General features: G+C 35.7%; 24 protein-coding genes and 3 pseudogenes. 23 read left to right on the top strand and 4 right to left on the bottom strand.

Going from position 1 to position 24,836, the window contains the following annotated elements:
* Nucleotides 1-18 precede the first annotated feature (18 nt).
* The 6 genes and pseudogenes from ACQKNX_RS07455 to ACQKNX_RS07430 all read left to right on the top strand — a co-directional run.
* Nucleotides 19-552: a hypothetical protein gene (locus ACQKNX_RS07455; RefSeq protein WP_427428319.1), complete on the top strand. Its 534-nt coding sequence runs from the start codon at nt 19-21 to the stop codon at nt 550-552.
* 129 nt (nt 553-681) lie between these two features.
* Nucleotides 682-1,002 carry a hypothetical protein gene (locus ACQKNX_RS07450; protein WP_427428318.1) on the top strand — a complete coding sequence of 107 codons (321 nt, stop codon included), beginning with the start codon at nt 682-684 and terminating at the stop codon, nt 1,000-1,002.
* Between the two features lie 70 nt (nt 1,003-1,072).
* The gene (gene thyA, locus ACQKNX_RS07445) at nt 1,073-1,975 is read left to right on the top strand and encodes a thymidylate synthase (protein WP_427428317.1); all 903 of its coding nucleotides are present in this window, start codon (nt 1,073-1,075) and stop codon (nt 1,973-1,975) included.
* Nucleotides 1,976-2,106: 131 nt separating this feature from the next.
* Nucleotides 2,107-2,625 (top strand): dihydrofolate reductase, encoded by a 519-nt coding sequence (locus ACQKNX_RS07440; protein ID WP_427428316.1) that lies wholly within the window; start codon nt 2,107-2,109, stop codon nt 2,623-2,625.
* Nucleotides 2,625-3,185 carry an HNH endonuclease gene (locus ACQKNX_RS07435; RefSeq protein ID WP_427428315.1) on the top strand — a complete coding sequence of 187 codons (561 nt, stop codon included), beginning with the start codon at nt 2,625-2,627 and terminating at the stop codon, nt 3,183-3,185. Before ACQKNX_RS07440 ends, ACQKNX_RS07435 begins: the two co-directional genes overlap by 1 nt.
* 303 nt (nt 3,186-3,488) lie before the next feature.
* Nucleotides 3,489-4,667, top strand: a pseudogene (locus tag ACQKNX_RS07430) (recombinase family protein); the annotation flags it as partial.
* Between the two features lie 521 nt (nt 4,668-5,188).
* Here the strand turns inward: ACQKNX_RS07430 and ACQKNX_RS07425 are convergent.
* Nucleotides 5,189-5,455 (bottom strand): annotated as a pseudogene (locus ACQKNX_RS07425) (radical SAM/CxCxxxxC motif protein YfkAB); the annotation flags it as partial.
* Between the two features lie 379 nt (nt 5,456-5,834).
* Between ACQKNX_RS07425 and ACQKNX_RS07420 the strand changes: the two are divergent.
* The 3 genes from ACQKNX_RS07420 to ACQKNX_RS07410 all read left to right on the top strand — a co-directional run bounded on the left by ACQKNX_RS07420 (nt 5,835) and on the right by ACQKNX_RS07410 (nt 8,505).
* Complete coding sequence (locus ACQKNX_RS07420) at nt 5,835-6,524, top strand: YjjG family noncanonical pyrimidine nucleotidase (RefSeq protein WP_427428314.1); 690 nt, start codon at nt 5,835-5,837, stop codon at nt 6,522-6,524.
* A 149-nt stretch (nt 6,525-6,673) separates the two neighbouring features.
* On the top strand, nt 6,674-7,594 hold the full coding sequence (locus tag ACQKNX_RS07415; protein ID WP_427428313.1) for an S-layer homology domain-containing protein: 921 nt from the start codon (nt 6,674-6,676) through the stop codon (nt 7,592-7,594).
* A gap of 275 nt (nt 7,595-7,869) precedes the next feature.
* Nucleotides 7,870-8,505, top strand: a complete 636-nt coding sequence (locus tag ACQKNX_RS07410; protein ID WP_427428312.1) for a 50S ribosomal protein L25/general stress protein Ctc — start codon at nt 7,870-7,872, stop codon at nt 8,503-8,505.
* Nucleotides 8,506-8,570: 65 nt separating this feature from the next.
* On the opposite strand, the gene ACQKNX_RS07405 is transcribed toward ACQKNX_RS07410, so the two are convergent.
* A complete protein-coding gene (locus ACQKNX_RS07405) occupies nt 8,571-9,197 on the bottom strand; it encodes a YczE/YyaS/YitT family protein (RefSeq protein WP_427428311.1) in 627 nt (208 codons plus the stop codon).
* A gap of 139 nt (nt 9,198-9,336) precedes the next feature.
* On the opposite strand from ACQKNX_RS07405, the gene ACQKNX_RS07400 reads away from it, so the two are divergent.
* The 4 genes from ACQKNX_RS07400 (at nt 9,337) to ACQKNX_RS07385 (ending at nt 13,652) form a co-directional block, all read left to right on the top strand.
* Nucleotides 9,337-9,786 (top strand): pyridoxamine 5'-phosphate oxidase family protein, encoded by a 450-nt coding sequence (locus ACQKNX_RS07400; protein ID WP_427428310.1) that lies wholly within the window; start codon nt 9,337-9,339, stop codon nt 9,784-9,786.
* 124 nt (nt 9,787-9,910) lie between these two features.
* Nucleotides 9,911-11,656 (top strand): adenine deaminase, encoded by a 1,746-nt coding sequence (gene ade / locus ACQKNX_RS07395; protein WP_427428309.1) that lies wholly within the window; start codon nt 9,911-9,913, stop codon nt 11,654-11,656.
* Nucleotides 11,657-11,943: 287 nt separating this feature from the next.
* Nucleotides 11,944-12,582, top strand: coding sequence for a GntR family transcriptional regulator (locus tag ACQKNX_RS07390; protein WP_427428308.1), 639 nt, complete (start codon nt 11,944-11,946; stop codon nt 12,580-12,582).
* 20 nt (nt 12,583-12,602) lie between these two features.
* Nucleotides 12,603-13,652 carry a 2,3-butanediol dehydrogenase gene (locus ACQKNX_RS07385; RefSeq protein ID WP_427428307.1) on the top strand — a complete coding sequence of 350 codons (1,050 nt, stop codon included), beginning with the start codon at nt 12,603-12,605 and terminating at the stop codon, nt 13,650-13,652.
* Nucleotides 13,653-14,752: 1,100 nt separating this feature from the next.
* Here the strand turns inward: ACQKNX_RS07385 and ACQKNX_RS07380 are convergent.
* Entirely contained in the window at nt 14,753-15,778 is a 1,026-nt protein-coding gene (locus tag ACQKNX_RS07380) for an S-layer homology domain-containing protein (RefSeq protein ID WP_427428306.1), read from the bottom strand.
* A 62-nt stretch (nt 15,779-15,840) separates the two neighbouring features.
* On the opposite strand from ACQKNX_RS07380, the gene ACQKNX_RS07375 reads away from it, so the two are divergent.
* From ACQKNX_RS07375 to ACQKNX_RS07335, 9 genes and pseudogenes are all read left to right on the top strand, one after another.
* A complete protein-coding gene (locus tag ACQKNX_RS07375; protein ID WP_427428305.1) occupies nt 15,841-15,966 on the top strand; it encodes a hypothetical protein in 126 nt (41 codons plus the stop codon).
* A 214-nt stretch (nt 15,967-16,180) separates the two neighbouring features.
* Complete coding sequence (locus tag ACQKNX_RS07370; protein ID WP_340824065.1) at nt 16,181-16,345, top strand: hypothetical protein; 165 nt, start codon at nt 16,181-16,183, stop codon at nt 16,343-16,345.
* Between the two features lie 648 nt (nt 16,346-16,993).
* Nucleotides 16,994-17,908, top strand: a complete 915-nt coding sequence (locus ACQKNX_RS07365; RefSeq protein WP_427428304.1) for a metal ABC transporter solute-binding protein, Zn/Mn family — start codon at nt 16,994-16,996, stop codon at nt 17,906-17,908.
* 8 nt (nt 17,909-17,916) lie between these two features.
* Nucleotides 17,917-18,666: a metal ABC transporter ATP-binding protein gene (locus tag ACQKNX_RS07360; RefSeq protein WP_172771904.1), complete on the top strand. Its 750-nt coding sequence runs from the start codon at nt 17,917-17,919 to the stop codon at nt 18,664-18,666.
* Nucleotides 18,660-19,532 carry a metal ABC transporter permease gene (locus ACQKNX_RS07355; RefSeq protein ID WP_427428303.1) on the top strand — a complete coding sequence of 291 codons (873 nt, stop codon included), beginning with the start codon at nt 18,660-18,662 and terminating at the stop codon, nt 19,530-19,532. The genes ACQKNX_RS07360 and ACQKNX_RS07355 overlap by 7 nt, the downstream gene beginning before the upstream one ends.
* A complete protein-coding gene (locus ACQKNX_RS07350) occupies nt 19,529-20,398 on the top strand; it encodes a metal ABC transporter permease (protein WP_427428302.1) in 870 nt (289 codons plus the stop codon). The genes ACQKNX_RS07355 and ACQKNX_RS07350 overlap by 4 nt, the downstream gene beginning before the upstream one ends.
* Nucleotides 20,399-20,642: 244 nt before the next feature.
* Nucleotides 20,643-21,104, top strand: a pseudogene (locus ACQKNX_RS07345) (VOC family protein).
* A gap of 130 nt (nt 21,105-21,234) precedes the next feature.
* Nucleotides 21,235-22,422 (top strand): MFS transporter, encoded by a 1,188-nt coding sequence (locus ACQKNX_RS07340; protein ID WP_427428301.1) that lies wholly within the window; start codon nt 21,235-21,237, stop codon nt 22,420-22,422.
* A gap of 212 nt (nt 22,423-22,634) precedes the next feature.
* Complete coding sequence (locus tag ACQKNX_RS07335) at nt 22,635-23,510, top strand: DMT family transporter (protein WP_427428300.1); 876 nt, start codon at nt 22,635-22,637, stop codon at nt 23,508-23,510.
* Nucleotides 23,511-23,716: 206 nt separating this feature from the next.
* Here ACQKNX_RS07335 and ACQKNX_RS07330 read toward each other — a convergent pair whose 3' ends face one another.
* The gene (locus ACQKNX_RS07330; protein ID WP_427428299.1) at nt 23,717-24,406 is read right to left on the bottom strand and encodes an ArsR/SmtB family transcription factor; all 690 of its coding nucleotides are present in this window, start codon (nt 24,404-24,406) and stop codon (nt 23,717-23,719) included.
* Between the two features lie 88 nt (nt 24,407-24,494).
* Between ACQKNX_RS07330 and ACQKNX_RS07325 the strand changes: the two genes are divergently transcribed.
* Entirely contained in the window at nt 24,495-24,806 is a 312-nt protein-coding gene (locus ACQKNX_RS07325; protein ID WP_427428298.1) for an antibiotic biosynthesis monooxygenase family protein, read from the top strand.
* The last annotated feature ends 30 nt before the right edge of the window (nt 24,807-24,836 follow it).

Genomic DNA, 24,836 nt, shown 5'->3' with positions numbered 1-24,836 from the left:
AAAGGGGAAATATATATTATGACAAGTACATTCACAAACAAATTACAAAATCATGTTAAGGATTTTCATGAAGCATTCAATCATCCAGTATCACAATCACCTAAGCCAATGAATTTAGAACGAGCAATTAACCGTTCGATTTGGACAGGAGAAGAAATTGTAGAATTTATTCATGCTTCTTGTACTAATATTGGGGAATTTGAGCAAGCATACAATGACTTTATGCAAGGACTAAGTAATGCTTTTGACAAATCTTCTAAAGAAGAGTTTATTCAAGATGATGTAGAGCGAGTAGTTGCTCAAGCTGATGCACTAACCGATACCGATTACTTTGTAAAAGGATCATTCGTTGAAATTGGAGTAGAGGCAGAACCAGTATTTAATATTGTACAAGAAGCTAATATGTCTAAATTATTTACTGCTGAAGACGGCACTAAGTATGCTCAATATCGTGATGACGGTAAGATTTTAAAAAGTCCTGATTTTTGGACACCAGAAGATAAGATCAAAGAGGAAATTCAACGACAAATCAATAATAGTCTAATTAAGTAACAATAAATTGATGTAACTAACAAAATATTGGTATGAATAACAAATTAATACCACTATTTTTCAATAAAACATGGATATTATTGAAATTTAAATTAACAAATACATAATTCTAAAGGAGAATGGATATTTATGAAAAAATCACGTAAACAACGAAAATTAGAAGCTAAACAAAATGGAGTACCTTTCGTACCGCAATACAATGGTACAGGAGTTCAATCATACGAGGATTATTTTGGTGTAGGGAATGAACGTTATAACAATAAATTTTTTCAATTCCAAAGACCTGTAGAAGAGGAACAACAGGAAGTTGAAATCGAAAGTGTACCGATTGTTCAGGAAGAAAAGGTGGAAGTACTTGAAGCAGAACTAGTTGTTGAGACACCAAAAAGTAAAAAGGGTAAAAAGGAAGGTAAGCTTAAGAAGAAGTTAAAGAAGTTATTTGGTAAATAAAATACATAATTACATATGAGGGTGGATTAATTTCTACTCTCTTTATTTTATACATATGAGGTGAACAGTGTTGGGAAAGCATATTGATTTAGTATATAAGGATTTAGTGTTCAAAGTGTTAAAAGAAGGAGTAATTAAAGGAGATAGAACTGGTACAGGAACAATTAGTTCATTTGGCAATCAAATAGAAATTGATTTACAAGATGGGTTTCCACTACTAACTACTAAGCGCGTCTATTGGAAAGGTGTAGTAGCTGAGACAATCATGTTTTTAAAAGGTATTACAGATTTAAAATTCCTACTTGATCAAGAGGTTGATATTTGGACTCGTGATGCATGGAAGTTTTATTTAAAGAACAAAGTTTATTTGGATAATGTATTCAATGGGGAAGCAGATATGTCTTTAGATGAATTTAGAGATTATACAAAAAAATATGGATTTGATATGGGAACTATTTATGGAAGTCAGTGGCGTGATTTTAATGGAGACGGAACAGACCAACTAATGAATGTAGTTAAGGCAATGAAGATTAATCCTGATAGTCGCAGATTAAAAATTTACTCAGCTAACCCTTCGCAAACAGAAACTCAAACTTTACCACCATGTCATGATGCATTTCAATTTAATGTACGTGAAGGTTATCTTGATTGTTTATTCCAAATGAGAAGTTCAGACATATTCTTAGGTTTACCATTCAATATTGCTAGTTATGCATTAATCACTCATATTATCGCAGAGAAGACATGTTTAAAAGTAGGTAAGTTAATTCCTCAATTAGGTGACACACATATCTATTCTACTCACTTAGATGCTTTAGAAGAACAGATGAAACGTGAACCTAAAGAGTTGCCTACATTAAAATTGAGTGAACGAGTTAAGCACTTTAAAGATATTGGTGAAATTGATTTCGATGACATTGAGTTATTAAATTACAGTCCACATCCATCAATTAAAGCACCTCAAGCATTTTAAATTAAAAAGTGAATGTTGATCAGACACTCACTTTAATGATTATAAGAGTGACTGTAGGAAGATGCGGTTTAGTCACATCCTTATTTTACTAATTCTATTCACAATTAGCCAATTTTAAGCAGGAGGAATACATGTCAATAAATATCATTGTGGCAATTAATAAAACAAACTCAATTGGTAAGAATGGACAATTACTTTATAAAATTAAAAAGGATTTAGATCGATTCAAAACTCTCACAACTAATAACAATGGTCATCCTAATCTTTGTTTAATGGGGAAGAATACTTTCTTGGAATTAAATAAACCTTTACCAAAAAGAATCAATGTAGTACTTACTTCAAATAAGAAACTAAAAGTACCTAAAGAAGTAATTGTCGAATCAGCGTTTGAAAAAGTATTAAATCATTATTTAGAGTCTGGAATCCAAGATAAGGATTTATGGATTTGTGGCGGGAGTTCATTATATGAACAAGCATTACCATACGCTGATAAAGTTTATATTACGTACATATATGATAACAAAAAGGGAGATACGTTTTTCCCTTATGAGATAGTTAATCAACACTTTAAAGAAATACATAGAGAAGAACACGAAGAAGATGGATTGAAATTTGAATTTATTGATTATAAAAGAAAGGAAAGTGTTTGATGGGGAAAACTAAAAGTCTACCTAGTAGAGCACAGATTGCAGAATATTGGAGGGATAAGAGGCTTCCAAATGGAGATGAGGTAATTAGAGATGACTATGAACCTTCATGTTGGGCATGTAAACGTTGGTGGCATAATGAGGATGAAAGTAAATTAATTAATGACGGTAACTTTAAAGCGTTATGGAATCATCCAAAATACATACTAGAGAGATGTCATATCCATCCAAAGGCTTTAGGTGGAAGTAATGATGTAAGTAATTTATTTTTAATGTGCTCGCAGTGTCACGAAGCTTCACCAGATACAACAAATACAAATTTATTCTTTGAATGGGTTCAAAAGAGAACATATGACAAAATGATAAAAGAGCATTGGATGTACGATTTAGTTAAAGAGTTGCAGAGCAGAGGCATTGAAGTGTCAGAATTCTTTAACTGGTATAACGAAGATGAAGAACGATGGTTAGACGCTCACGAAAGTATGAATACTCATGGTTTTAAAGTGGTGAACAGTACACTTGTCGCAGGCTATTTAAGTTATTATCTTGAAAATGCTGTTTAATTAATTATTACATACCAAAGGGGTGGATGTCTGATGGGTAAAAGGAATTTAGTGAGACTTAAACAAATTACCGTTGAAAGCAACAATAAAGATATCAAACAAAATATAGAAAATTTTAAAGAGATTTACGTAGAGATGTTATATCAATACTACAAGAGTACACTAAAATAAACATATATAAACACAGGCAAAATATAGATGATTGCTTGTGTTTTTCATTAATGTTACATAAACTATAAATAAGGTGTTACGAAAACTATAAATAAGGTGTTACGAAAACTATAACTAAGGAGTTGTACAGTCATGGTAAGCGCAAATGAATTATTCTCAACAGAAAATAAATACCGTATACAAGAAGAGCGTACTAAAAATAATAGACCACATAGTAATCAAATCGTCATAGGAGTTCATCAGAGGGTTTCTACTGATAGACAGGCATTAGAAGGCGATTCACTAGAAATGCAATCAGAATTAGCACAAAAACACTCTCAAAATGTAAATGGTATTATCTATAAATATTATACGGAAGAAGGTTTATCCGCTAAAAAGACGGCATTAAAAGATAGAGATGTTATGCAAGAAGTCATTCAAGATATTCAAGATGGTAAAATTAATTATTTAATTGCATATCGACGTGATAGACTGTTTCGTAATCAATCTGAAAATATGTGGTTTTGGTCATTATTAGCTGAAAACGATTGTCAAATATACCTTACAGCAAGTGGTGAGACACAAGTTAAAATAGATGAGCTGAAAAAAGCGGGGACAACTAAGATGATGGAGTCTATTTTGGCTATGATGGCTGAAATGGAATCTGAAATTACTTCTACTCGTGTTGCTGACACAATGTTATCTATGGCTAAAAGAGGTGAATATACTGGTGGCTCTATTCCAATAGGGTATACACGTAATGAGGATGGTAAATTTTTACCTAAAGTTGGAACAGAAGAAATAGTTAAAACAATCGAGGATTTATATTTACAAGGATACGGTATGCATACTATCGCTAAATTTTTAAATGCCGATGAAGTTAAAGGTCTCCCTAAGTTGGAAAGTCCTATACCTAAGCCAATTGAAGGTAATAAATCTGACATATGGAATCATCGTAATATTAATACAATATTATTTAATCCGTTTTATACTGGACATTTATCATATGAAAGTAAAAAGAACGTAGATACTGATAGGATTATTACAAAAGTAGACTATATTAAACCTGTGAGATCATTAGACAGACAAAAACAACTAAACGCATTTAAAAATAAGAAAAACACAGGTATGAAAGCACCTAGAGCATACAATACTCCTTTCTTATTATCAGGGTTAGTTTATTGCACTGAATGTGGTGAGAAGTTGCTTACTTCTACGACTTCTCGAAATAATAAAAAGTTTTCTTATTATCGTTGTGCGAATAAGACAACTAGATATAATTCTAAAGGTTGTACCAATCATGGATATCGCAAAGAAACACTAGAATCGCTAGTTATCAAAGTGACGAAGAGTAGAGTTAAGAAACTAACCTCGGATGATTGTATTGAAATATTTAACAAGAAGATTGATTTAGACAAAGTCTCATACACAAATGAATATCAGAAAGTAGAAAAAGAAATAAAAGGTAAAGAGCGTGAATTATCAAATTTAACACGAATGATAATCAAAATAGAAAATGAAGATTTACAAAATCAATACATCAAAGAGCAAGAAAGATTACTTATAGAAATTAATAATCTAAAGGATTCATTATCGAAACTAGTCGATGATGCTACAAATGATAAAAAAATTAGATTTGATTATCAGGAGTTTTATGACTTAGCTAAAGAATACGGAGACTTAATTGAAGTGGCTCCAATCGCAGTTCAGAAACAAATGATAGAAAGTTTATTCACTAATATTTATATCGACAAGAAGGGGGAAGTTAATATGCAAATTCGTAGTGGTATAGGTGAAATCCTTGATTTATCAAACCTTGAAGTAGAATACGCACAAGATGAAGATGTTATAGACTTTGGTATAGGACGTTCACCACCAGTAATGCTAAGTGTTTTTAAGTGTGGAATTTCATCAAGGCGTTTCGTGATTATGTCCATTGGCAGTGCCTCAGGGTCTTTATTTTGCAATGTATAGCCGACTGCACAGTGAGCGCAGCGCATATTACAAAGGTTTGTTGTTGTAAATTCAATATTTGATAGGGTCATTTGCCCATGTTGTTCGACATCTAAATACGCTTCCCACGGATCAAAACTGGGCGTCATTTTTTGTAAGGTCGTCATTTTTCGTACATCTTCCTTTCTAGCATTCTATTGTCTCATATTCAGTGCTATTTTCAAATATGAAATTATTGAAAGAGCTTTTTTTTGTCCTATCTAGGAAATTTTATTCGTGTATCGATATAAAAAATGCTTCTAAATATCCTCGTTAGCGTTTCAATCTTTGAAAGAAAATAGCGATGATAAATGAAATAGGTATGTGGTATTACGTTTAGAATACTTTTGCAAGTAGACAATGGCAGCATATGGTTCGAAAATGGGTTTCTTTCAATACATAAATGCAAAGAAAAGATTGAGTATTAACACTGCTATTTTTCTAAAAAAACGTTATGATGGAGAAAGCAAGGCGGGAAGACCGTAACGAAGAAAGTAGGAATTTGTTTTGAGTAAGTATGAAATACTATTATTTGATGTAGATGACACATTATTAGATTTTAATTTAGCTGAAGATGCAGCACTAAACCGTTTATTTGAACAAGAAAAAATTGCGACTACACCGACTATGATTACCCGCTATAAAGAAATTAATGAGTCAATGTGGCGTGCTTTTGAGCGAGGCGAAGTAACAAAAACTTCTCTACATAATACTCGATTTTCAATCGCGTTAAAGGAATTTGGCATAGAGGTAGATGGCGAGTATGTTGAAACTGTTTTCCAAAAGTATTTGCAGGAAGCACATCATTACGTAGATGGGGCATATGAGCTGATTGCACAACTTGCAGACAGTTACGATTTATACGTCGTTTCAAATGGTGTTACAAAAACACAAAATAAACGATTAGCAGATGCAGGTTTAGCAAAATATTTTAAAGGTATTTTTATTTCAGAGCAAACGGGCTATCAGAAACCGATGCCAGCATTTTTTGATTATGTTTTTGACCGTATCGACGGATTAACTAAAGATAAGACTTTAATTGTGGGAGATTCACTAACATCTGATGTGAAAGGCGGTTTACTAGCAGGGATTGATACGTGCTGGTTTAACATCCGCGATATGCAAAATACAACTGATATTAAGCCTCATTATGAAATTAAAAAATTACATGAGTTGCATGTGTTATTAAATAAATAATTCATAAAGGAACTTCGCTCTACTATTTGATAGGTGGCGAAGTTTTTTTTAGGTAGGGAACTTGTAGGAGCATGTGCTAAAAATACTATATTTTTAAACAATTAAATCTATTATGATAGTTATAGAAAATAATAAGAGGGAGGAGCAATATGAAAAGAATATTTCAAACAACGACTATACTTGTATTGCTGGGGGCATCGATCGCTTTCCCGATAGAAGCTTCCGCCTATGAAGAACCGACGCACTACGTACATATGAAAACAGAAAATATGACAATCTATTCTGCCTATGGTGCTACGATTTCTGCAGCTGAAAAAAATGGAGTCTATAGCATTAAAGCGAATATCGTCAATAATCGTCAACCGCTTGAAGTTGTCATTTTTAAAAATGGGCAATCCGGTGTGCTACAGCAAGTATTGAAAAAAGGAATGGAACCCGTTGCCTATCGAGACGAAGGGGATCGTGTGGTTGCGATAATCCATAACAATGCAGAGTTGAAGTTTGTGCAACCTGAGCAACTCTATTTCCGAGATTTAGCAAAGACATCAACTAGCTCCTACATTCAAACTTTGGCAGAGCGTGGAATTATTCGTGGGCGTACACCAGATAATTTCGGTGTAAATGACTCTTTAACACGTGCACAGTTTAGTGCTTTGCTCGTCCGTGCATTTAGCTTTCAGCAGGAGCCAACAAAACAGTTTACAGACATAAATCAAAAAACATCGTGGTACGGAGGTCATGTAGGTGCTTTACATTCATTAGGCATTATTCATGGCAAAACTCCTACTACTTTTGATCCGAACGGCAAAATTACACGTCAGCAGGCGATATTGATGCTAGGACGCACATTAGATGCAGTTGATTTTGTGCTAGAAGATAAAGATGATACAACCATTTTACCTTTTGAAGATAGCTATACATTCCAAGGAGAGTTATTACGTCACACGCAGACACTATATACAATCGGTGCTTTAGATGACAATGCAAATTTAAACCCGAATCAGTATATTACACGAGGTCAATTCGCAAAAATGTTGGCTGTCACTTTGCAAGCAACAGGCAGATTATAAGTGCTATTTTAAGTGCCTGGCACTCTATTGACGGTATTGGCAGAGCTATCGGCGATTAACGCAATTTTAACGGCGAAATTTACAAACTAATCAGCGATTGAACACCTTTTTATCCTTATAGGAAGAAAAGGTGTTTTATTATGTGAAATATTCGATAAAAAGAACAAAATATTGTAAGAGAAATTGAGCACAATAAATCTTTAAAAAGGTATAAAAAATAAACTATCGGGCAAAACCATTTATGAGACTAGTTTTCACGAGAGGGGAAAAAGCTGATGAGTACTATATTAAATGCTACAAAACGTCATAAAGGACAACGCTCAACATTAACAAAACTAAGGCAAAGTGGTGCTATTCCTGGCGTTGTTTACGGTTATCAAATGGAGCCCACTTCGATATCACTTGATGCTAGAACATTTGCTAAAGTTTTAAGCGAAATTGGTAGTAAAAGTGTATTTCAATTAGATGTCGAGGGAAAAAAAGTAAATGCAGTGTTAACGGAAGTACAACGTTGTGCGTTAAAAGGTTTTGTAAAGCATGTAGACTTTAAATCAATCAATATGTCAGAAGAGCTAGAAGTCGATATCCCTGTTACCGTAGTAGGTGATGCTATCGGTGTTAAAGATGGAGGCTTCCTGTTACAGCCAAATCGTGAAATTCGTATTAAAGTGAAACCTTCGGAAATACCAGAATCGGTAGAAGTTGACGTAACGAATGTCGCAATTGGTACCTCATTGTATGTTGGAGATATTCGTCAAAACGTACACTTTGAAATTTTAAATGAAGACGACTATACATTAGTGACAATCACGCCTCCAGCAGCAGAAAATGTACAAGAAGAGGAAACAGTAGATGGCACACCTGAAGTAATAGAAGCGACAGGACAAAATACAGCTGAACCGAGAGAATAAAGAGTTTTTATTATAATGAAGTGGCTTGTGAAAGTGTTACATTTCACAAGCTTTTTGAATATTTTTTAAACGACAGCGCTCTTAACACCAGTCCATTTTGTAAATAATTTCTCATTGTAAGTTAATGCTAATTGTACAATTGGGCCTAGACCGAAAGCCATTAGCACTGTTCCTACTCCAATTGGACCACCAAGTAAAAAGCCAATAATAGCAACAGTTACTTCCATTAAAGTACGAGCGCGTGTAACACTCCAGCCTAGCTTATGAACCAACAAGAGCATTAATGTATCTCGTGGGCCAATGCCTAAATTCGCTACCATATACATGCCACAGCCCCACCCAAGTAAAAGCAATCCAGTTAAGTAGGCAAGTAGCTGCATCCAAAAGCCCTCAATATCTGGTAGCCAAAAGTTGAAAATATCAATAAAAATTCCAGCTAAAAACATATCTATAAATGTACCTGGTAAAGGAAATTTCTTTGTCACCAGCATATCAAATGCTAAAATGGCTAAACCAATTAGTATAGACCAAGTACCAATTGTAAGACCAAATGTTTTGGCTAACCCTATATGTAAAACATCCCATGAACCAACGCCAAAAAATTGTCCTTTAATAGTTAAAGTTATGCCAAAGGATAAAACTAAGATGCCAGCAATGAAAAATAGACATCGTGTAAAAAAAGCTTGTTTCATATTTAAAACCTCATTCTGAAAAATTCATGTTGTCCAACAAAGTATTATAGCAATAGTTTTAGAAAAAGCGCCGAAAATAGTCATTTCATATTTTTCAAAAAAAGGCGGTTTAGCTTTAAGAACGAGGGGTAAAATAATAATGAATATGAAAGGATGGGATGAAATGACTTCAGTACGTGATGAAATTTTAGAAGTATTAAATCGAGAAAAAATAGGAACGATGGCAACCGTTGAAAATGGTAAGCCATATTCACGTTATATGACATTTCAAAATGAAGACTTCGTATTATATACAGTGACAAATAAGCACTCTGAGAAAATCGATGAGCTATTGAAAAATCCGTATACACATATTTTATATGGCTACGATAATGGAGGCTTTGGCGATACGTTTGTAGAAATTGAAGGGAAGCTCACAGAAATTGAAGAGGAAGGCTTAAAAAATAAATTAGCAGAATTTTTTACAGGGATTATCATTGGCAACAAAGATGAGATGGTGACACTTAAAATTGAACCTATTCGTATGCGATTGATGAACAAAAAAGGTGAGCCACCTAAAGAGTTAGAATTTACAAACGACCATTTATAAATGGTCGTTTTTTTCATACTAGTAATAAGGTAAATAGAAAAATTAAGACGAAACAATTAACATGACTTGAAACTCCTTCGTCATTCATGCATGATAGGTCATAAAAGAAAAGGGAGTGCTCAAAATGATAGGAAAAGTACAGCAGCTAGCAGAAAATATACAGGCATCACAGGGGAAAATTGAGGCGGATTTTATTTTGCGTAATGCACAAGTTGCAGATGTTTTTACTTTAACGTGGAAGAATGCAGATATTGTTGTGAAGAATGGGCAAATTGTAGCCCTTGATACACAAAATCGTTTTATTGCTAACAATGAGGAAGATGCAAAAGGACATTATGTTATACCAGGGTTAATGGATGGGCATATACATATTGAATCATCAATGCTCACGCCTTCTGAATTTAGTCGCGTGCTTGTTCCTCACGGCGTGACGACTGTCATCACAGATCCGCATGAAATAGCAAATGTTGCAGGTGCTGAAGGCATCCAGTTTATGCTAGATGATGCGAAACAAGCTGAAATGGATATTTTTGTAATGCTGCCTTCCAGTGTGCCAGGCACTCGTTTTGAACATGCAGGGGCCACACTTACCGCTACAGACTTAGCCCCTTTTATGACCAATGATAATGTACGTGGATTAGCAGAGGTGATGGATTTTCCAGCTGTGCTGAATGGCGAAAAGAGCATGCTTGAAAAAATTATGTTAGCACAACAAGCTAATCTTGTTGTAGACGGACATTGTGCAGGATTGACTAGCACACAAATTACAGGTTACCGAGCGGCAGGCATTCATACTGATCATGAGTGTGTGACAGCGGAAGAAGCGTTAGATCGTATAGAGCAAGGAATGTATGTATTAATACGTGAAGGCTCAGCAGCTAAAAATTTACGTGATTTATTACCGGCTGTAAATACAATAAATGCGCGTCGCTTTGGTTTTTGTACTGATGATAAGTATGTTGACGAATTAATGGAAGAGGGAAGCATCAACTTTGATATTAAGATGGCGATTGAAGAAGGAATGGAGCCATTGCAAGCTATTCAAATCGCTACAATTAACGTAGCTGAGTGTTATCGTTTATACGATCGAGGGGCAATAGCACCAGGCTATAAAGCCGACTTTGTCTTAGTGGAAGATATTACGAAAATGCGAGCGAAAGCTGTCTGGAAAAATGGCGTCAAAGTTGCTGAAAATGGGACAATGCTAACTGCGCGTGTAGAACCCGAAGTTCCTGCCCATATCCATCGCTCTGTTCATTTGCCAACTATTACTACGGACATGCTTGCCATTCCATTTACAAAAGGATCAAAAGCTAATGTAATGGAAATTGTTCCTAATCAGCTTATTACCAACCATTTAGTAGTAGATGTACCGGTTACGAAAGGTGAATTTATTCCATCTGTAGAGCAGGATTTACTAAAGTTGGCTGTAATCGAGCGCCACCATCATTTGCATACTACTGGTCTTGGTATTGTGAAAGGTTTTGGATTGCAAAAAGGTGCGGTTGCAACGACAGTAGCACACGACTCTCACAATGCACTAGTCGTTGGAGCGAATGATGATGATATGCTCATGGCCCTTAATCGTATTCAAGAAATTCAAGGAGGATTTGTAATCGTAGCAGATGGCAAAATATTAGCAGAAATGCCTTTAACAATTGGTGGGTTAATGACAGATGCAACAGCACATGATGCCAAAATGCAATTAGCGAGTCTACACACTGCACTAAATGAGCTAAACCCTAATTTAGATTTTCATTTTCTTTTAACGTTTTCATTTGTGGCATTGCCTGTTATCCCATCCTTAAAATTAACGGATTCAGGACTATTTGATGTCACAACATTCCAACATATTTCGGTAGAAGCATAATGATAAAAACGACCTGAATGCAGCGTGCAATCAGGTCGTTTTTTTAGTTGTTATCTATGCCATAAGCTGCTTTTCATGCGGCTAAACAATACGATTATAATCATTTTTTGCGTACTATTAAATGAAAATAATACTGCGCCTGATTCAAAATTATTGAAATCGAAGCGTTTTCATATTAAAATAACATTTATAGATTATCGATAATCTATAATAGATAACATTTTTACTAGCCACCATATACACTGAACTATTAAAATAAGAGGATATAAATTTATTGGAGTGGTTAGATGGGGTTTAATGAAAATTCAATTTCGAAGAAAACGATAGCAGAACAAATAGCTGAGCAATTATTATTTCGCATATTTTCAGGTCAATATGAACAAGGACAGCGTTTGATAGAGTCGGAAATTGCAAAAGAGTTACAAGTAAGTCATGCACCTGTCCGAGAGGCTCTGTATCTTTTACAAAAAGATGGTGTAGTTGAAAAAATACAACATAAAGGTGTAAGTGTAAAAATTATTTCGGATCAGGAATTAAAGGATTATTTGGAGACCCTTTATTACCTGTTGGATCTTGCACTTAAAAATTGTGAAACAAAATGGACTGCCGAATTTCAAAATGAACTTTTACTTCGTTTTGAAACGATGGAACAAAGAAAGTCCGTAAAAAATATTTACGAATATGTTGTATCGTTTGCCCACCTGTTACAATTGTTTTTTGATATTACTGGAAATATTGCGATGCTACGTTTCTTTAAAGAAACCATATTTGTTACAAATGTAGCTGCACAAACAAAATGGAAAATGAATCTTGTTGAATCCTATCATATGTCCATTCATACGTTTATCAAGTGTATAGAAATATCGGATTTTGAAAATGCCCGAAATGCTATTAAAGATGTTATTTTATGGCATCATTTTAATTAAATTTTAAAGGGGAAATTGATATGAAAGCAGCAGTTTGGCACGGCGTAAAAGATATTAGAGTAGAAGAGGTTGAATTACGAGCTTTAAGAGAAGATGAAGTGAAAGTAAAAGTAGCTTGGGCAGGTATTTGTGGAAGTGATTTACATGAATATCAAGAAGGTCCAGTATTCATACCGGTTGATGCAAAAGCTGATTTAACGAGTGAAATTGCTCCGCTAACAATGGGACATGAATTTGCTGGCGTAATCGAAGAAGTTGGTTCTAAGGTTACAAATTTTAAAGTAGGAGACCGAGTAGTAATAAATCCTACTTTAACATATAGAAACAAACATGAAGATATAGATCGTTATGATGGATTTAATTTCATCGGATTACATGGAAACGGTGGGTTTGCAAAATATGCAAACGTGCCTGCAACAAATGTACATCGTTTAGCTGATAATTTAACATTACAAGATGGTGCATTAGTAGAACCGATGGCGGTTGCTGTACAAGCTGTAAAAGATGCTGGCGTCACTTTAGGAGATTCAGTTGCAGTGTTTGGTGCTGGACCAATTGGATTATTGACAGTCATTGCTGCTAAAGCATCTGGTGCAAGCAAAGTCATCGTATTAGATTTATCTGATAACCGATTAGAAAAAGCGAAAGAATTAGGTGCAACACATATTATTAACTCAGGAAAAGAAGATCCTGTACAAGCTGTTCGAGCGATTGTAGCAGATGGAGTAGATGTTTCTTTTGAAGTTGCTGGAGTTGCTCCTACTTTTAAACAAGCTATTGATGTAACAAAAGCGCGTGGTAATATGATGATTGTTTCTATTTTTGCGAGACCAATCGAGTGGAATCCAATTCATCTTACAAACACTGGTGTGAATCTTCTTTCTTCAATTGTTTATACACCAACAATATTCCAAAGAACAATTGATGCAATGGGTGCTGGTCAGCTAAATCCACAAGGCATTATCACAAGCCAAATAAAATTAGATGATATCGTTGATAAAGGTTTTGAAGCGTTAACAAACGACAAAACTCAATCAAAAATATTAGTTGAGTTGAGTGGAGAAAAATAATACAACTCCAGATAGTGAATTTAATACTAGTTTAAGCTCCTTTATCTTTAAGAGAACTAATTAGTTTTCTCAGACTGTAGACAAACTCGAAGTTTTTCGAATTTGTCTATAGTCTTTTTTTATTTAAAACTAATATAGGGGGTGACTACTGCTGTTGATTTCCGCTACGGGCGGGCGCTTTCCGCGGGCACACACGTAAGCCGCAACCCTCGATAACGCGCGGTTTGTTGCGTCTTACGTTTTGCGCTGTTCCCGCAGGAGTCGCCCGTCCTCCACTCCAATCAACTAGTGTCAACACGCTCTTACGAAGGAAAAAGTGAAAATAAAGTACAATTATTGCAGTTATGATTATATATGATAGTCGTCTGCTGTAATCATTAAATAAATTTAGAGGTCTACTGCTGTTGATTTCCGCTACGGTCGGGCGCTTTCCGCGGGCACATCGTAAGCCACAACCGTCGCTGTCGCGCCGTCTGTTGTGTCTTACGTTTTGTGCTGTTCCCGCAGGAGTCGCCCGCCCTCCACTCCAATCAACAGAAGATTCATAGCATAATACCGGCTCCTAAATCGTAAAAATCCACTGTGCTTTCCGCGGGCACACACGTAAGCCGCAACCCTCGCTAACGCGCGGTCTGTTGCGTCTTACGTTCTGTGCGTTCCCGCAGGAGTCTACGTGGATTTTTACTCGGAAATTATTAAAATGCCCTATTAGCAGTGCTAGTGTTAAAAATTGTTTGAGTACCTGGCACTAAGCGTTGGCACCGGGCATAATAGTTGCTACTAAAGCTTAAAAATCCATTTTTTACAATAAAAACAACAAAAGGGATTAAGATTTCTATTCTTAATCCCTTTTGTCGACAAGCTGAGAGAACTAATTATAGTTCTCTCTTTCTTTTATTCGCTCAACAAAATAGAACTGCAACTTAAAATAAACCCCTATTCATGGGAAAAATAATCTTCCTCAACATATTGATGTTCAGCATGTCGTAAACCATGAATGAGCACAATGTTAAAATCTTTCAAAATAAACGAGTTAGTCTATGCTCTTTTGCTTGTGAGTGTAGCTAATAAGTTCATTTCACAGGAATGGCTTATAGAGTTTATTGTTTTTTTAATGTACCCGAAAAATTCGTACCTTCATCGCGCTCTGAACTGCAATCAACCTCGATTATTTTTAGCGCATTTTTAAGTTGCTCGAATTCCAGAACACAGCGATTTCCATTTTCAGATCTGTTCATTACAGCCTTAGTATTAGATGTAATGGTAGCTGTCCCATCTACACTACCTAACTGTTGACCATCACTTGCTGTTAAAGAAATATTAAAAGTTTTACTTGTGACATTAGAAATAATGGCGTCGCGGCGATTAAACTCATTCGCCCCTTTGCCCCATTTATAGTAGTACGTATAAGTACCTTCCCATGCACTATTTGAAGGTGTCACTTGCTGCATCGTTTTATCTAGCTGATGTTGTCCATTGATCGCTCGTGAATTTAAGGAAGCATTGTTCGGATTATCATGAATGTTTTGTGCATCATCAGAAATAGTATACAAATTTCTCGAATCCATGCGATGAAGTAATGTAACGACTTGCGCACGTGTCATATTGTTTGCAACGCCAAAAAACTTTTGCAAGTCACGATTTTCATATTGCTCGTTCTGACCAGTGGAAATATAGGAATCGAGTAAAAATTGAATGGATTCATTGAGGCCACGCTTGCCCTCTGCTAGGTGAGTGATAGCCTGTGCAACAACACCGCGTTTTATAGCAGTTGCTCGGATATTGTTATGAAAGTAGCCGTTAAGAGGTACACCATAACTTGCGAGGCGGTTATAATACTCATCTGACCAGTTCGCTGCTGGGGTTTGCTTTTTCAACTCATCATAAGGAGTTTCCAGTTCATAATAATTGGCAAGTAGCTTTGCAAATTGTTGCTCGGTAATGGTCGCATTCGGCTTGAACGTGCCGTCAGCATAGCCATCAATAATGTCATATTCCTCTGCCCACATGACTGCCTCATAAGCAAAATGGTCTTCGGTCACATCTGTGAAACCAGCTGCCTCTACCTTGAGGTTACCAGCAACGATAAGTAATGAAAGCAATACTATACTCAATAATTGTTTCATTAGCATTCTTCCTTTCTAGCAATTATACTATTTAGTTTGCAGGATATAGATGGAAACTGCAAATGTTTCCATTAGATATTTTCAAGTACATGTCCTTTTTACTAGTCAAAAAGTGGTCAGAATTTATTGGCAATATCGAAGAATCTATTAGCCACTTAGGACATTTAAACGGTGAAAACGAAGATTAATTCCTCGTCCTTTTTATAAACAAGATTGGCATCTCTAATTTTTGTAGAACATGTACAAAAATTGGCGGTGTTTTTTTGTTAGCTAAATATAAAAGATATGCAAGAAAAAAATTTTTTAAAAAAATTTTTGTTAAAACAGTTGAAATTTATTCGCTTTAAGCATATATTTTTCCTAAGGGAAACAAAATATCGTAAATGAAAGAAGAGTGACTCAATGAAAAAGTTAGATGAATTAAAACTAACGATTCTTCCACTAGGGATACTAGTGTTTCTGACGATGTTGTGGAAAATGACCCAATCTGTAGGTGTAGCGATTTCAATTGTTGTATTTTGGATGGGCTGGAAACAGCTTATGAAGAAATTTATGATAAATAATTAATTTGAGAGACAAAGCGGCATCAACAGTAATGCGGAAATAAGAGAAATGTTTACGCAAGTTGCAGCGAAACATATCTCGTAAATTATAAAATTTAAGGAGGGAAGCCGTTTAGTCAAAACAAGCAACACTATAAAACAAAAAAGATAAAACGTTTGCTTCAACATCGCTTAAAGAATATCCGGATCAACATCTTCATTAAGCAGCGACTAACATTAAAGATAAACTTTCTAGAACCGATTTGGAGAAGTAATACTACTGAGAATGCTAAATAATCACATCTTTCTCAAGTTCATTGGGCAAAAAGCTGTAGGAGTTTGCTCGCGTTTATTTGATTGAAACAGTTAAATGTTATCCTTCTTCTAAAATCTATAGTGGAAATAGCTTTAATAAAAGCTTTCCCTATTTGAAAGAATCTCTAAAGGTGATGGGTGTAGCATAGTAAGATGAAAATCCTGCGCCCATCTATGTAATTTCTATTAGTCGTTAAAATGCAGAAGATACGGCTAATATATATTCGTTGTATGCAACTATCAGCTTGTGGTGGTGCTAAGACAAACGAAAGTGGCTTCGGTAAAAATGAGTACGATGAAGCAAGAAGTAAACGTAAACTTATAACGTTTTAGAAGGTTTTGACAACGGTAATGGTAAATGAAACGTTTATTAGGTGTAATTGTTTTAATGATGTTACTTTTCGGTTGTAGCGCAGAAAAAAATGAAACTGGAAAAAGGGAAGGGGTCGTTGTTGCAACGACAGGGCATATTGGCGATGTTATTAAAGAAATTGGCGGTGACCATTTAACTGTGACCGCTTTAATGGGACCAGGTGTTGACCCACATTTATACAAGGCAACACAAAGTGATTTATCAAAGTTAGAAAACGCTGAAGTAATTTTTTATAACGGTTTACAATTGGAAGGCCAAATGCTCGATATTTTCGATCAAATGTCAAAAGATAAAACGGTACTAGCTGTTGGTGATAAGTTAGATAAAGATAAGCTACTTGATAGTGAAGATGAAGGGCTACTTCACGATCCGCATATATGGTTTAACATTGACCTATGGAAACAAGTTGTAGATGCAGTAACGGAAACACTTGTGAAAGAATATCCAGAGTATAAGGATGATTTTAAAGCAAATGAAACAGCTTTTTTGAAAAAATTAGATGAATTGCAAACTTACGCGAAAAAGCGTATTAATGAAATTCCAGAAAAACAACGTATATTAGTAACGGCTCACGATGCGTTCAACTATTTTGGTGAGAGCCAAGGGTTTGAAGTTCGTGGCTTACAAGGGCTTAGTACAGAAGCAGAATATGGTGTGAAAGACGTACAGGAAATGGTAGATTTCTTAGTTGATAACAAAATCAAAGCTATTTTTGTAGAGTCAAGCGTTTCAGATAAAGCGATGAAAGCCGTTATAGAAGGAGCAAAACAGAAAGGGCATGACATTGTTATTGGTGGAGAGTTATTTTCGGATGCTATGGGTGCTGAAGGAACAAAAGAAGGCACATACATTGGGATGTATCAACATAACATCGACACAATTGTCGATGCACTAAAGTAGGTGGAAAAATGAATGCATTAACAGTTGAAAATTTATCGGTTGCTTATGATAAGAAAACCGTATTAGAAAATGCCAACGTTACAGTGCCAACAGGCAGACTTTCGGCAATTATTGGTCCGAATGGAGCAGGCAAATCGACTTTTTTAAAGGCGATTTTAAATCAATTACCAAATAAGGTTGGGAAAGTAGAAATACTAGGAAAGAACTTTGATCCAAAAAGTCTAGTTGTCGGCTATGTACCACAACGCAATGCAGTCGATTGGGATTTCCCAACCAATGCACTTGATATTGTGTTAATGGGGCGATACGGACATACCGGTTTATTTAAACGTCCTTCCAAACGGGATAAGATGCTTGCTAATCAAGCTTTGGAAAGTGTAGGAATGCTAGATTTTGCAGAGCGCTCCATTGGACAATTATCTGGAGGTCAACAACAGCGTGTGTTTTTAGCAAGGGCTCTAGCGCAAAATGCAGATATCTATTTTTTAGATGAACCTTTTGCTGGTGTAGATGCCGCAACAGAAAAAACAATTATCGATATTTTAAAAAGCTTAAAGGCACAAGGAAAAAGTATTTTTGTTGTGCATCATGATTTACAAACAGTAAAAGAATATTTTGATTACACAATTTTATTAAATAAAACAATTTTAGCATCAGGGGCTACAGAAGATGTCTTTACACCAGAGCAATTACAAAAAACATACGGTGGCAAACTTTTCATGATGCAAGACACGTTAGGAGCGAACAGTGTATGTTAAGCGGTAACTTACTTTGGGTTTTGCTCGGTACGATGCTACTGGGAATCGCGGCGGGAATAACGGGGACCTTTTCCTTTCTTCAAAAACAAAGTTTAGTGGGAGATGCTGCAGCTCATGCAGCATTGCCTGGTATTGCAATAGCCTTTTTATTAACGGGTCAAAAAGACTTACCAATCTTAATTTTAGGAGCTGCCATTACGTCAGCATTATCTGTGTATTGTATCCAATGGATTGTTTCCTTTTCTAAAATGAAAGCAGATGCGGCTATTGGTTTAGTATTAACAGTGTTTTTTGGGATTGGAGTTGTATTTTTGACTGTTGTAAATCATAGCCCACTAGGAAATCAAAGCGGTCTCAATGATTTCATTTTTGGCAAAGCGGCAACAATGACGAAAGCCGACTTAACATGGCTATTTGTATGTGCAACAATCATTATTTTAGTTAGTCTATTATTTTATAAGGAATGGAAGCTTCTAATCTTTGATCCTGTTTATGCAAAGGGCATTGGCTTGCCAGTTGAAGCATTAAAAGCTGTATTGACGGTATTGATTGTTTTAACGATCGTAACAGGCATCCAATCCGTTGGTGTTATTTTAATGTCGGCGCTATTAATCATTCCTGCTGTAAGTGCTCGACTATGGACGGCAAAACTAAGTTCCATGATTGTACTGAGTGCTGCTATTGGTGGCATATCAGGTTTAGTCGGAACCTTTATTAGTTCACTGCGAACAGGATTATCAACAGGACCTATTATTGTATTAGTAGCTGCTAGCATCTTCTTTATCTCTTATTTAATAAGTCCAGCAGGGCAAATTAATAAATTTCTCAGAAAAAAACAGTTTCGAAAGCAAGGTGAGGTAGGGTGATTGAGTTTTGGGTCATTTTTACGGGTCTTCTAGTAGGGATAACATGTGGCATAGCAGGCGTTTTTCTAATATTACGTAAAATGTCGATGATAGCAGATGCCATTAGCCATACTGTGCTGTTCGGAATTGTTATGGCTTTTATTGTTACGCAAACATTAAATGGCTTTTGGATGCTAATAGGAGCGGCATTTGCAGGGATTTTAACCGCTTATTTAGTACAGTTACTCCATTCATCGGGTATACAGGAAGATGCCGCCATTGGTGTTGTCTTTACGTCTTTATTTGCAGCAGGCGTCTTGCTAATTACATTGTTTGCTAGCAATGTTCATTTAGACGTTGAGCATGTATTAATGGGTGAAATTGCCTTTGTCCCTTGGGATAAGTGGACATTATTTTCGATTACAATGCCAAAAGCTGTCTGGATGTTGTTGCTCGTTTTATTAATAAATATTGGATTCCTTGTTTTATTCTTTAAGGAAATGAAGCTAGCAACCTTTGATGCAGTGTATGCGGCGTCTATAGGGGTTCCAATTATTTTTCTGCATTATGGCTTTATGACTTCTATTTCCTTCACAACTGTAGCAGCATTTGATAGTGTAGGGGCAATTTTAGTAGTTGCCATGTTAATTGGGCCTGCAGCAACAGCCAATTTAATTAGTAAATCGATTAAACAGATGTTTCTATACAGTATGTTATTTGGCGGGGCAGCATCGATTATTGGCTATTATTTGGCGAAATTTTGGGACACGTCCATTGCAGGTATGATGGCCACAGCAGTCGGACTATTATTTATTGTCACGTTATTCGCTCAAAAAATTGTCGATAGGAGAAGAAAATCCCTCGTTGGTAAATTAGAGGGTTTATAATTGAAAGACAATGTGAGGACTACCATGAATGATTGCACATATAGTAGGTACCTACGCTATAAAAAGTAATAATAATGAAGAGGTGAGGCTTATAATAGGCAGCATCTCTTCATTTTCTATTTTTGGAACATCGAGAACGAATAATGAGAAAGGTTAAAATAAGGTGAACATTTCATCCTTTAGCATGATTTTCACTCTATATATTAATAGTATACTTTTATCAGTGATTATAAGGAGCGATAGCATGATAAAAGGGTTATATGAAGCACATTTACTAGTAAGTGATTTACAAAAGTCAATAACTTTTTATGAGAAACTAGGGCTTGAGTTAGCTTATGTGAAAAATCAATTAGCTTTTTTCTGGATTGTCAAAGGGGAGAGTTGGATTTGACTTTGGGAAAGTAAGGAAGCAAAAATAGATTATCATCCTTCTATTCGGCATATTGCTTTCAGAATTGATGAAGAAGATTTAACACGAGTGAAAGAGTGGCTGCGATCCATTGACATTGAAATAAAAACAGCATTTGGCTTTACGCCAGCACAATAACCGCTTGTTTTACCAAATAATCCACATGCACATGCCGCAATCTATTTTGCTGATCCAGACGGGAATTCCATTGAGCTGATTGCGCCATTAAGACTGGATGTCGAGGAAGATTTTCCAATGATGTCGTTAAATGATTGGTGCAAAAATGAGGATTGGTAAAAAGAATACATAATCACGAGCTAAGGTAGAAATAAAATACAAGAATTGTAATTTTATATGTACGAATATTTATAATTTTGGTACGATGGGTGTTATTAAAATTTAATATAGGACAACGAGGGGATGCAGCATGTGGAAAAATCACAACGTATGGATTATTTTATTAGGTGAGTTTGTAGTAGGTCTTGGTTTATGGGCTGGGATTATTGGAAATCTAGCATTTATGCAAGAGGTAGTTCCGTCTGATTTTCATAAATCATTAATTATTTCAATTGGAATTTTAGCTGGTCTTGTTGTAGCGCCGCTTGCAGGACGATTAATTGACCAATCAAGGAAAAAAACGGTCATTCAGTTTGCAAGTTTAGGTCGCATTATTAGCGTATTTTTTATGTTTATCGCACTTTATACAAATTCGGTCATTTGGATGATACTGTTTTTAATTACATTGCAAATTGCCGCAGCATTTTATATGCCCGCTTTACAATCAATTATTCCAATGGTTGTTAAGGATAAAGATTTAATCTCATTGAATGCATGGCAAATGAATGCTCGAACGATTTCACGAATTGTCGGAACAGCGGCAGCGGGTTTAATGTTAAGTTATTTTGAGTTGAAATGGTTATACATTATTTCGCTTATTGTATACATACTAATGTATTTCATAACAAACGGATTAAAGCTAGATGAAACAATTAATCTGTCCGTTCAAGATAAGGAAAAAGGTGCATTTAAGGAAGTTTTACCTATGCTAAAAGAGCATCCAGTCGTTTTAATGACACTTGTTCTAATGTTAATCCCTACATTATTTTTAGGCTCTTTTAATTTAGTCATTATGAAAATATCAGAAATTCACCAGTCCACAACTATTTCTGGTTTATTGTATACGGTTGAAGGTATCGGCTTTATGTTAGGAGCAGCAGGGCTCAAATATATTGTTGAGCGAGTGAATATAGGTACATTATTATTTGGACTTGCGTTTATCATTGGTTTAATGGAGCTTATGTTACTGCTTGCAGATAATTCTTTCTTTGCGTTACTGACATTTGGACTATTTGGTTTTTCTGTAGGTTGTTTTTTCCCAACGACAATGGTAATCTTTCAAAAACAAGTGCCGAAAGAGTATTATGGCCGTTTCTTTTCCTTCCGTAATATGATTGACTCTGTCGTCTTCCAAATCGTTCTACTATCAACAGGAATGATGCTTGATTTAATCGGCTTAAATGGAATGGGTCTAGTATTTGGTATCATTAGTCTAAGCTTAACCGTGTCTTTTCTATTTTTTTCAAAGAAAAAGAATGTAATTATGCATGCACAATAACAAAGCTTAATCACAATGAACACGGCTATAGAAATTTCCAAAACACATATTGCCTTATCTTTATTAAGTTAAATTACAAGCTATTTCCACTAAATGTGGAGGTAGCTTTTTTTATATGGTTTGCAGTGAATTCCATAGTTCGATGGGCGTTGAATTATTCTATGTTTATAATGGATATAAAATAGTTATTACCAAAAGTTAGGGGAATTTGTATGAATAATGTTAAATTTATCGCTTTATTACTGCTTACAACTTTTTTAATGGGTTCTTCGTTTGCCATTGTAAAATTGGGTTTACCTTACGCATCTCCATTATTATTAGCGGCATTGCGTTTTATCGTAGCGGGTGTATTCATGGCTGTAATTGTTCTTGTTTTAAAGAGACCTCACCCAACGACAAAAGCCAATTGGTTGAAAATTCTTATAATTGGTACATTCCAAACTGCTGGCGTGATGGGCTGTATATTTTTAAGCTTGCGAACGATTACAGCTAGTGAATCTTCTATTCTAACATTTACGAACCCATTGTTAGTCGTTGTATTGGCTACTATTTTTACAAAAGCACATTACCGTTTGTATCAGTGGGGCGGTGTTATTCTCGGTTTAATCGGTGTCATGATTACAATGGGTGCACAAATCGAGTGGAAAATTGGTCTAGTTTTCGGGTTTCTTTCTGCTGTTTTTTGGGCAATTGCCACGCTATTAGCAAAAAAATGGGGTGTACTGTTTGATACATGGGTTCTATCAGCATATCAGATGCTCTTTGGGGGATTACTGCTCTTACTAGGTAGTATTGTACTGGAGCAGCCATATTTTATCGTTAATGGACATTCATTGGCTATTTTACTATGGTTAAGCATTTTTTCATCAATCGTTCAATTTGCTGGCTGGTACTATCTATTACAAAATAGTGATCCAGGAAAAACGAGTGCTTACTTATTCTTAGCCCCTTTCTTTGGGGTATTAACAGGCTGGATATTATTAGATGAACCATTACACTCGTCGCTTTTGATAGGGGGGCTATTTATTTTAAGTGGTATTTATCTTGTGAATCGGAATTTTACTTCTGCGAGAACAGGCGACTATTAAAACAGATGCTACACCATAAGCCCTTCAACTTCTATAGCGTAAAAATCCACTGCGCTTTCCGCGTGCACGATGTAAGTCGCAACCGTAGCTGTCGCGCCGTCTGTTGGCGTCTTACATTACGTGCGTTCCAGCAGTAGTCTTGTGGATTTTTACTTAGATACTAGAAGCGTAGTAAATTGTTTGAGAATTGTTTGAGTGACTGGCACTTATTTCACATCCATATGAAAAACTTGTTTAAAGCCTTTTCGTCCTTTTTCGGTAACCTTAATTGCACGAATTGTAGGTACACGTGTAATCCATTCTAAGTCTAAAAAATGGGTCAGCAGTCCGTGGCCAAGTGCTCCAGCTAAATGATGACGACGTTCACTCCAATCCAAACATGCATGACAAAAAGAGCGACGCGTCCTTTTTAATTTTTCTAAATCGATACCGAACTGTGTAAAAAAAGCTACGCCATCAGGTGTAACAACATATTCATTTTGTTCTTTTTGCAAATATCCCGAGTTGATCATTGAATCAGTTAAGTGAACACCTAATTTACCGGCTAAATGGTCATAGCAAGTTCGAGCATCTTGTAGTAATTGTATTTGGCTTGATTGCTTTAATGAACGTACTTCAGGCGGAGGTGAAATCGCTAGAAAAGTTTCTAAAAACTGTGCAATATCTTCATTTGCTAGCTGAAAATAGCGATGACGTCCCTGCTTTTCGACTTTTATTAGGTTACCTTCTACTAGCTTAGCTAGGTGAAAGCTAGCTGTTTGAGGTTTAATATTTGCCATATATGCCAATTCACTAGCTGTGTGAAATCGTCCGTCCATTAAGCTAGCTAGCATGGTTGCTCTTGATGTCTCTCCAAGCAAAGAAGCGACTTCAGCCATATTTGGGTTAATACTCATTATTCCAGCTCCTTTGCATTCCATAGTTCGATTATATTGAAAGTATTTATCGTTTACAATAGAGAAGAAGGAAGAAGGGGGACTAAAAATGGATAGTTATTATGCAGTAATTTTCACATCACAGCGGACGAATAGCGACAATGTTGGGTATGCCAAAATGGCAAATACGATTGAGGCATTAGCAAAACAACAGCCTGGTTTTCTTCGTGTTGAGAGCACAAGAAATCATGAAGGGCAAGGAATTACGGTATCGTACTGGGAATCGCTAGAAGCAATCCGAAATTGGAAAATCAATGCTAAGCATTCTGTAGCGCAACAATTAGGAAAAGAAAAATGGTATAGTCATTATCATGTAGAAATATGCCAAGTTATGCGTGCCTACTCTTTTCAAGGGGAATGAGCAATACGAAAGGAAAACGAGAAAATCCGC

The organism is Lysinibacillus sp. NPDC093712, assembly GCF_050280025.1.
In the GTDB taxonomy this organism is placed as follows: domain Bacteria; phylum Bacillota; class Bacilli; order Bacillales_A; family Planococcaceae; genus Lysinibacillus.
This window is presented reverse-complemented; position numbering and strand designations above follow the sequence as displayed.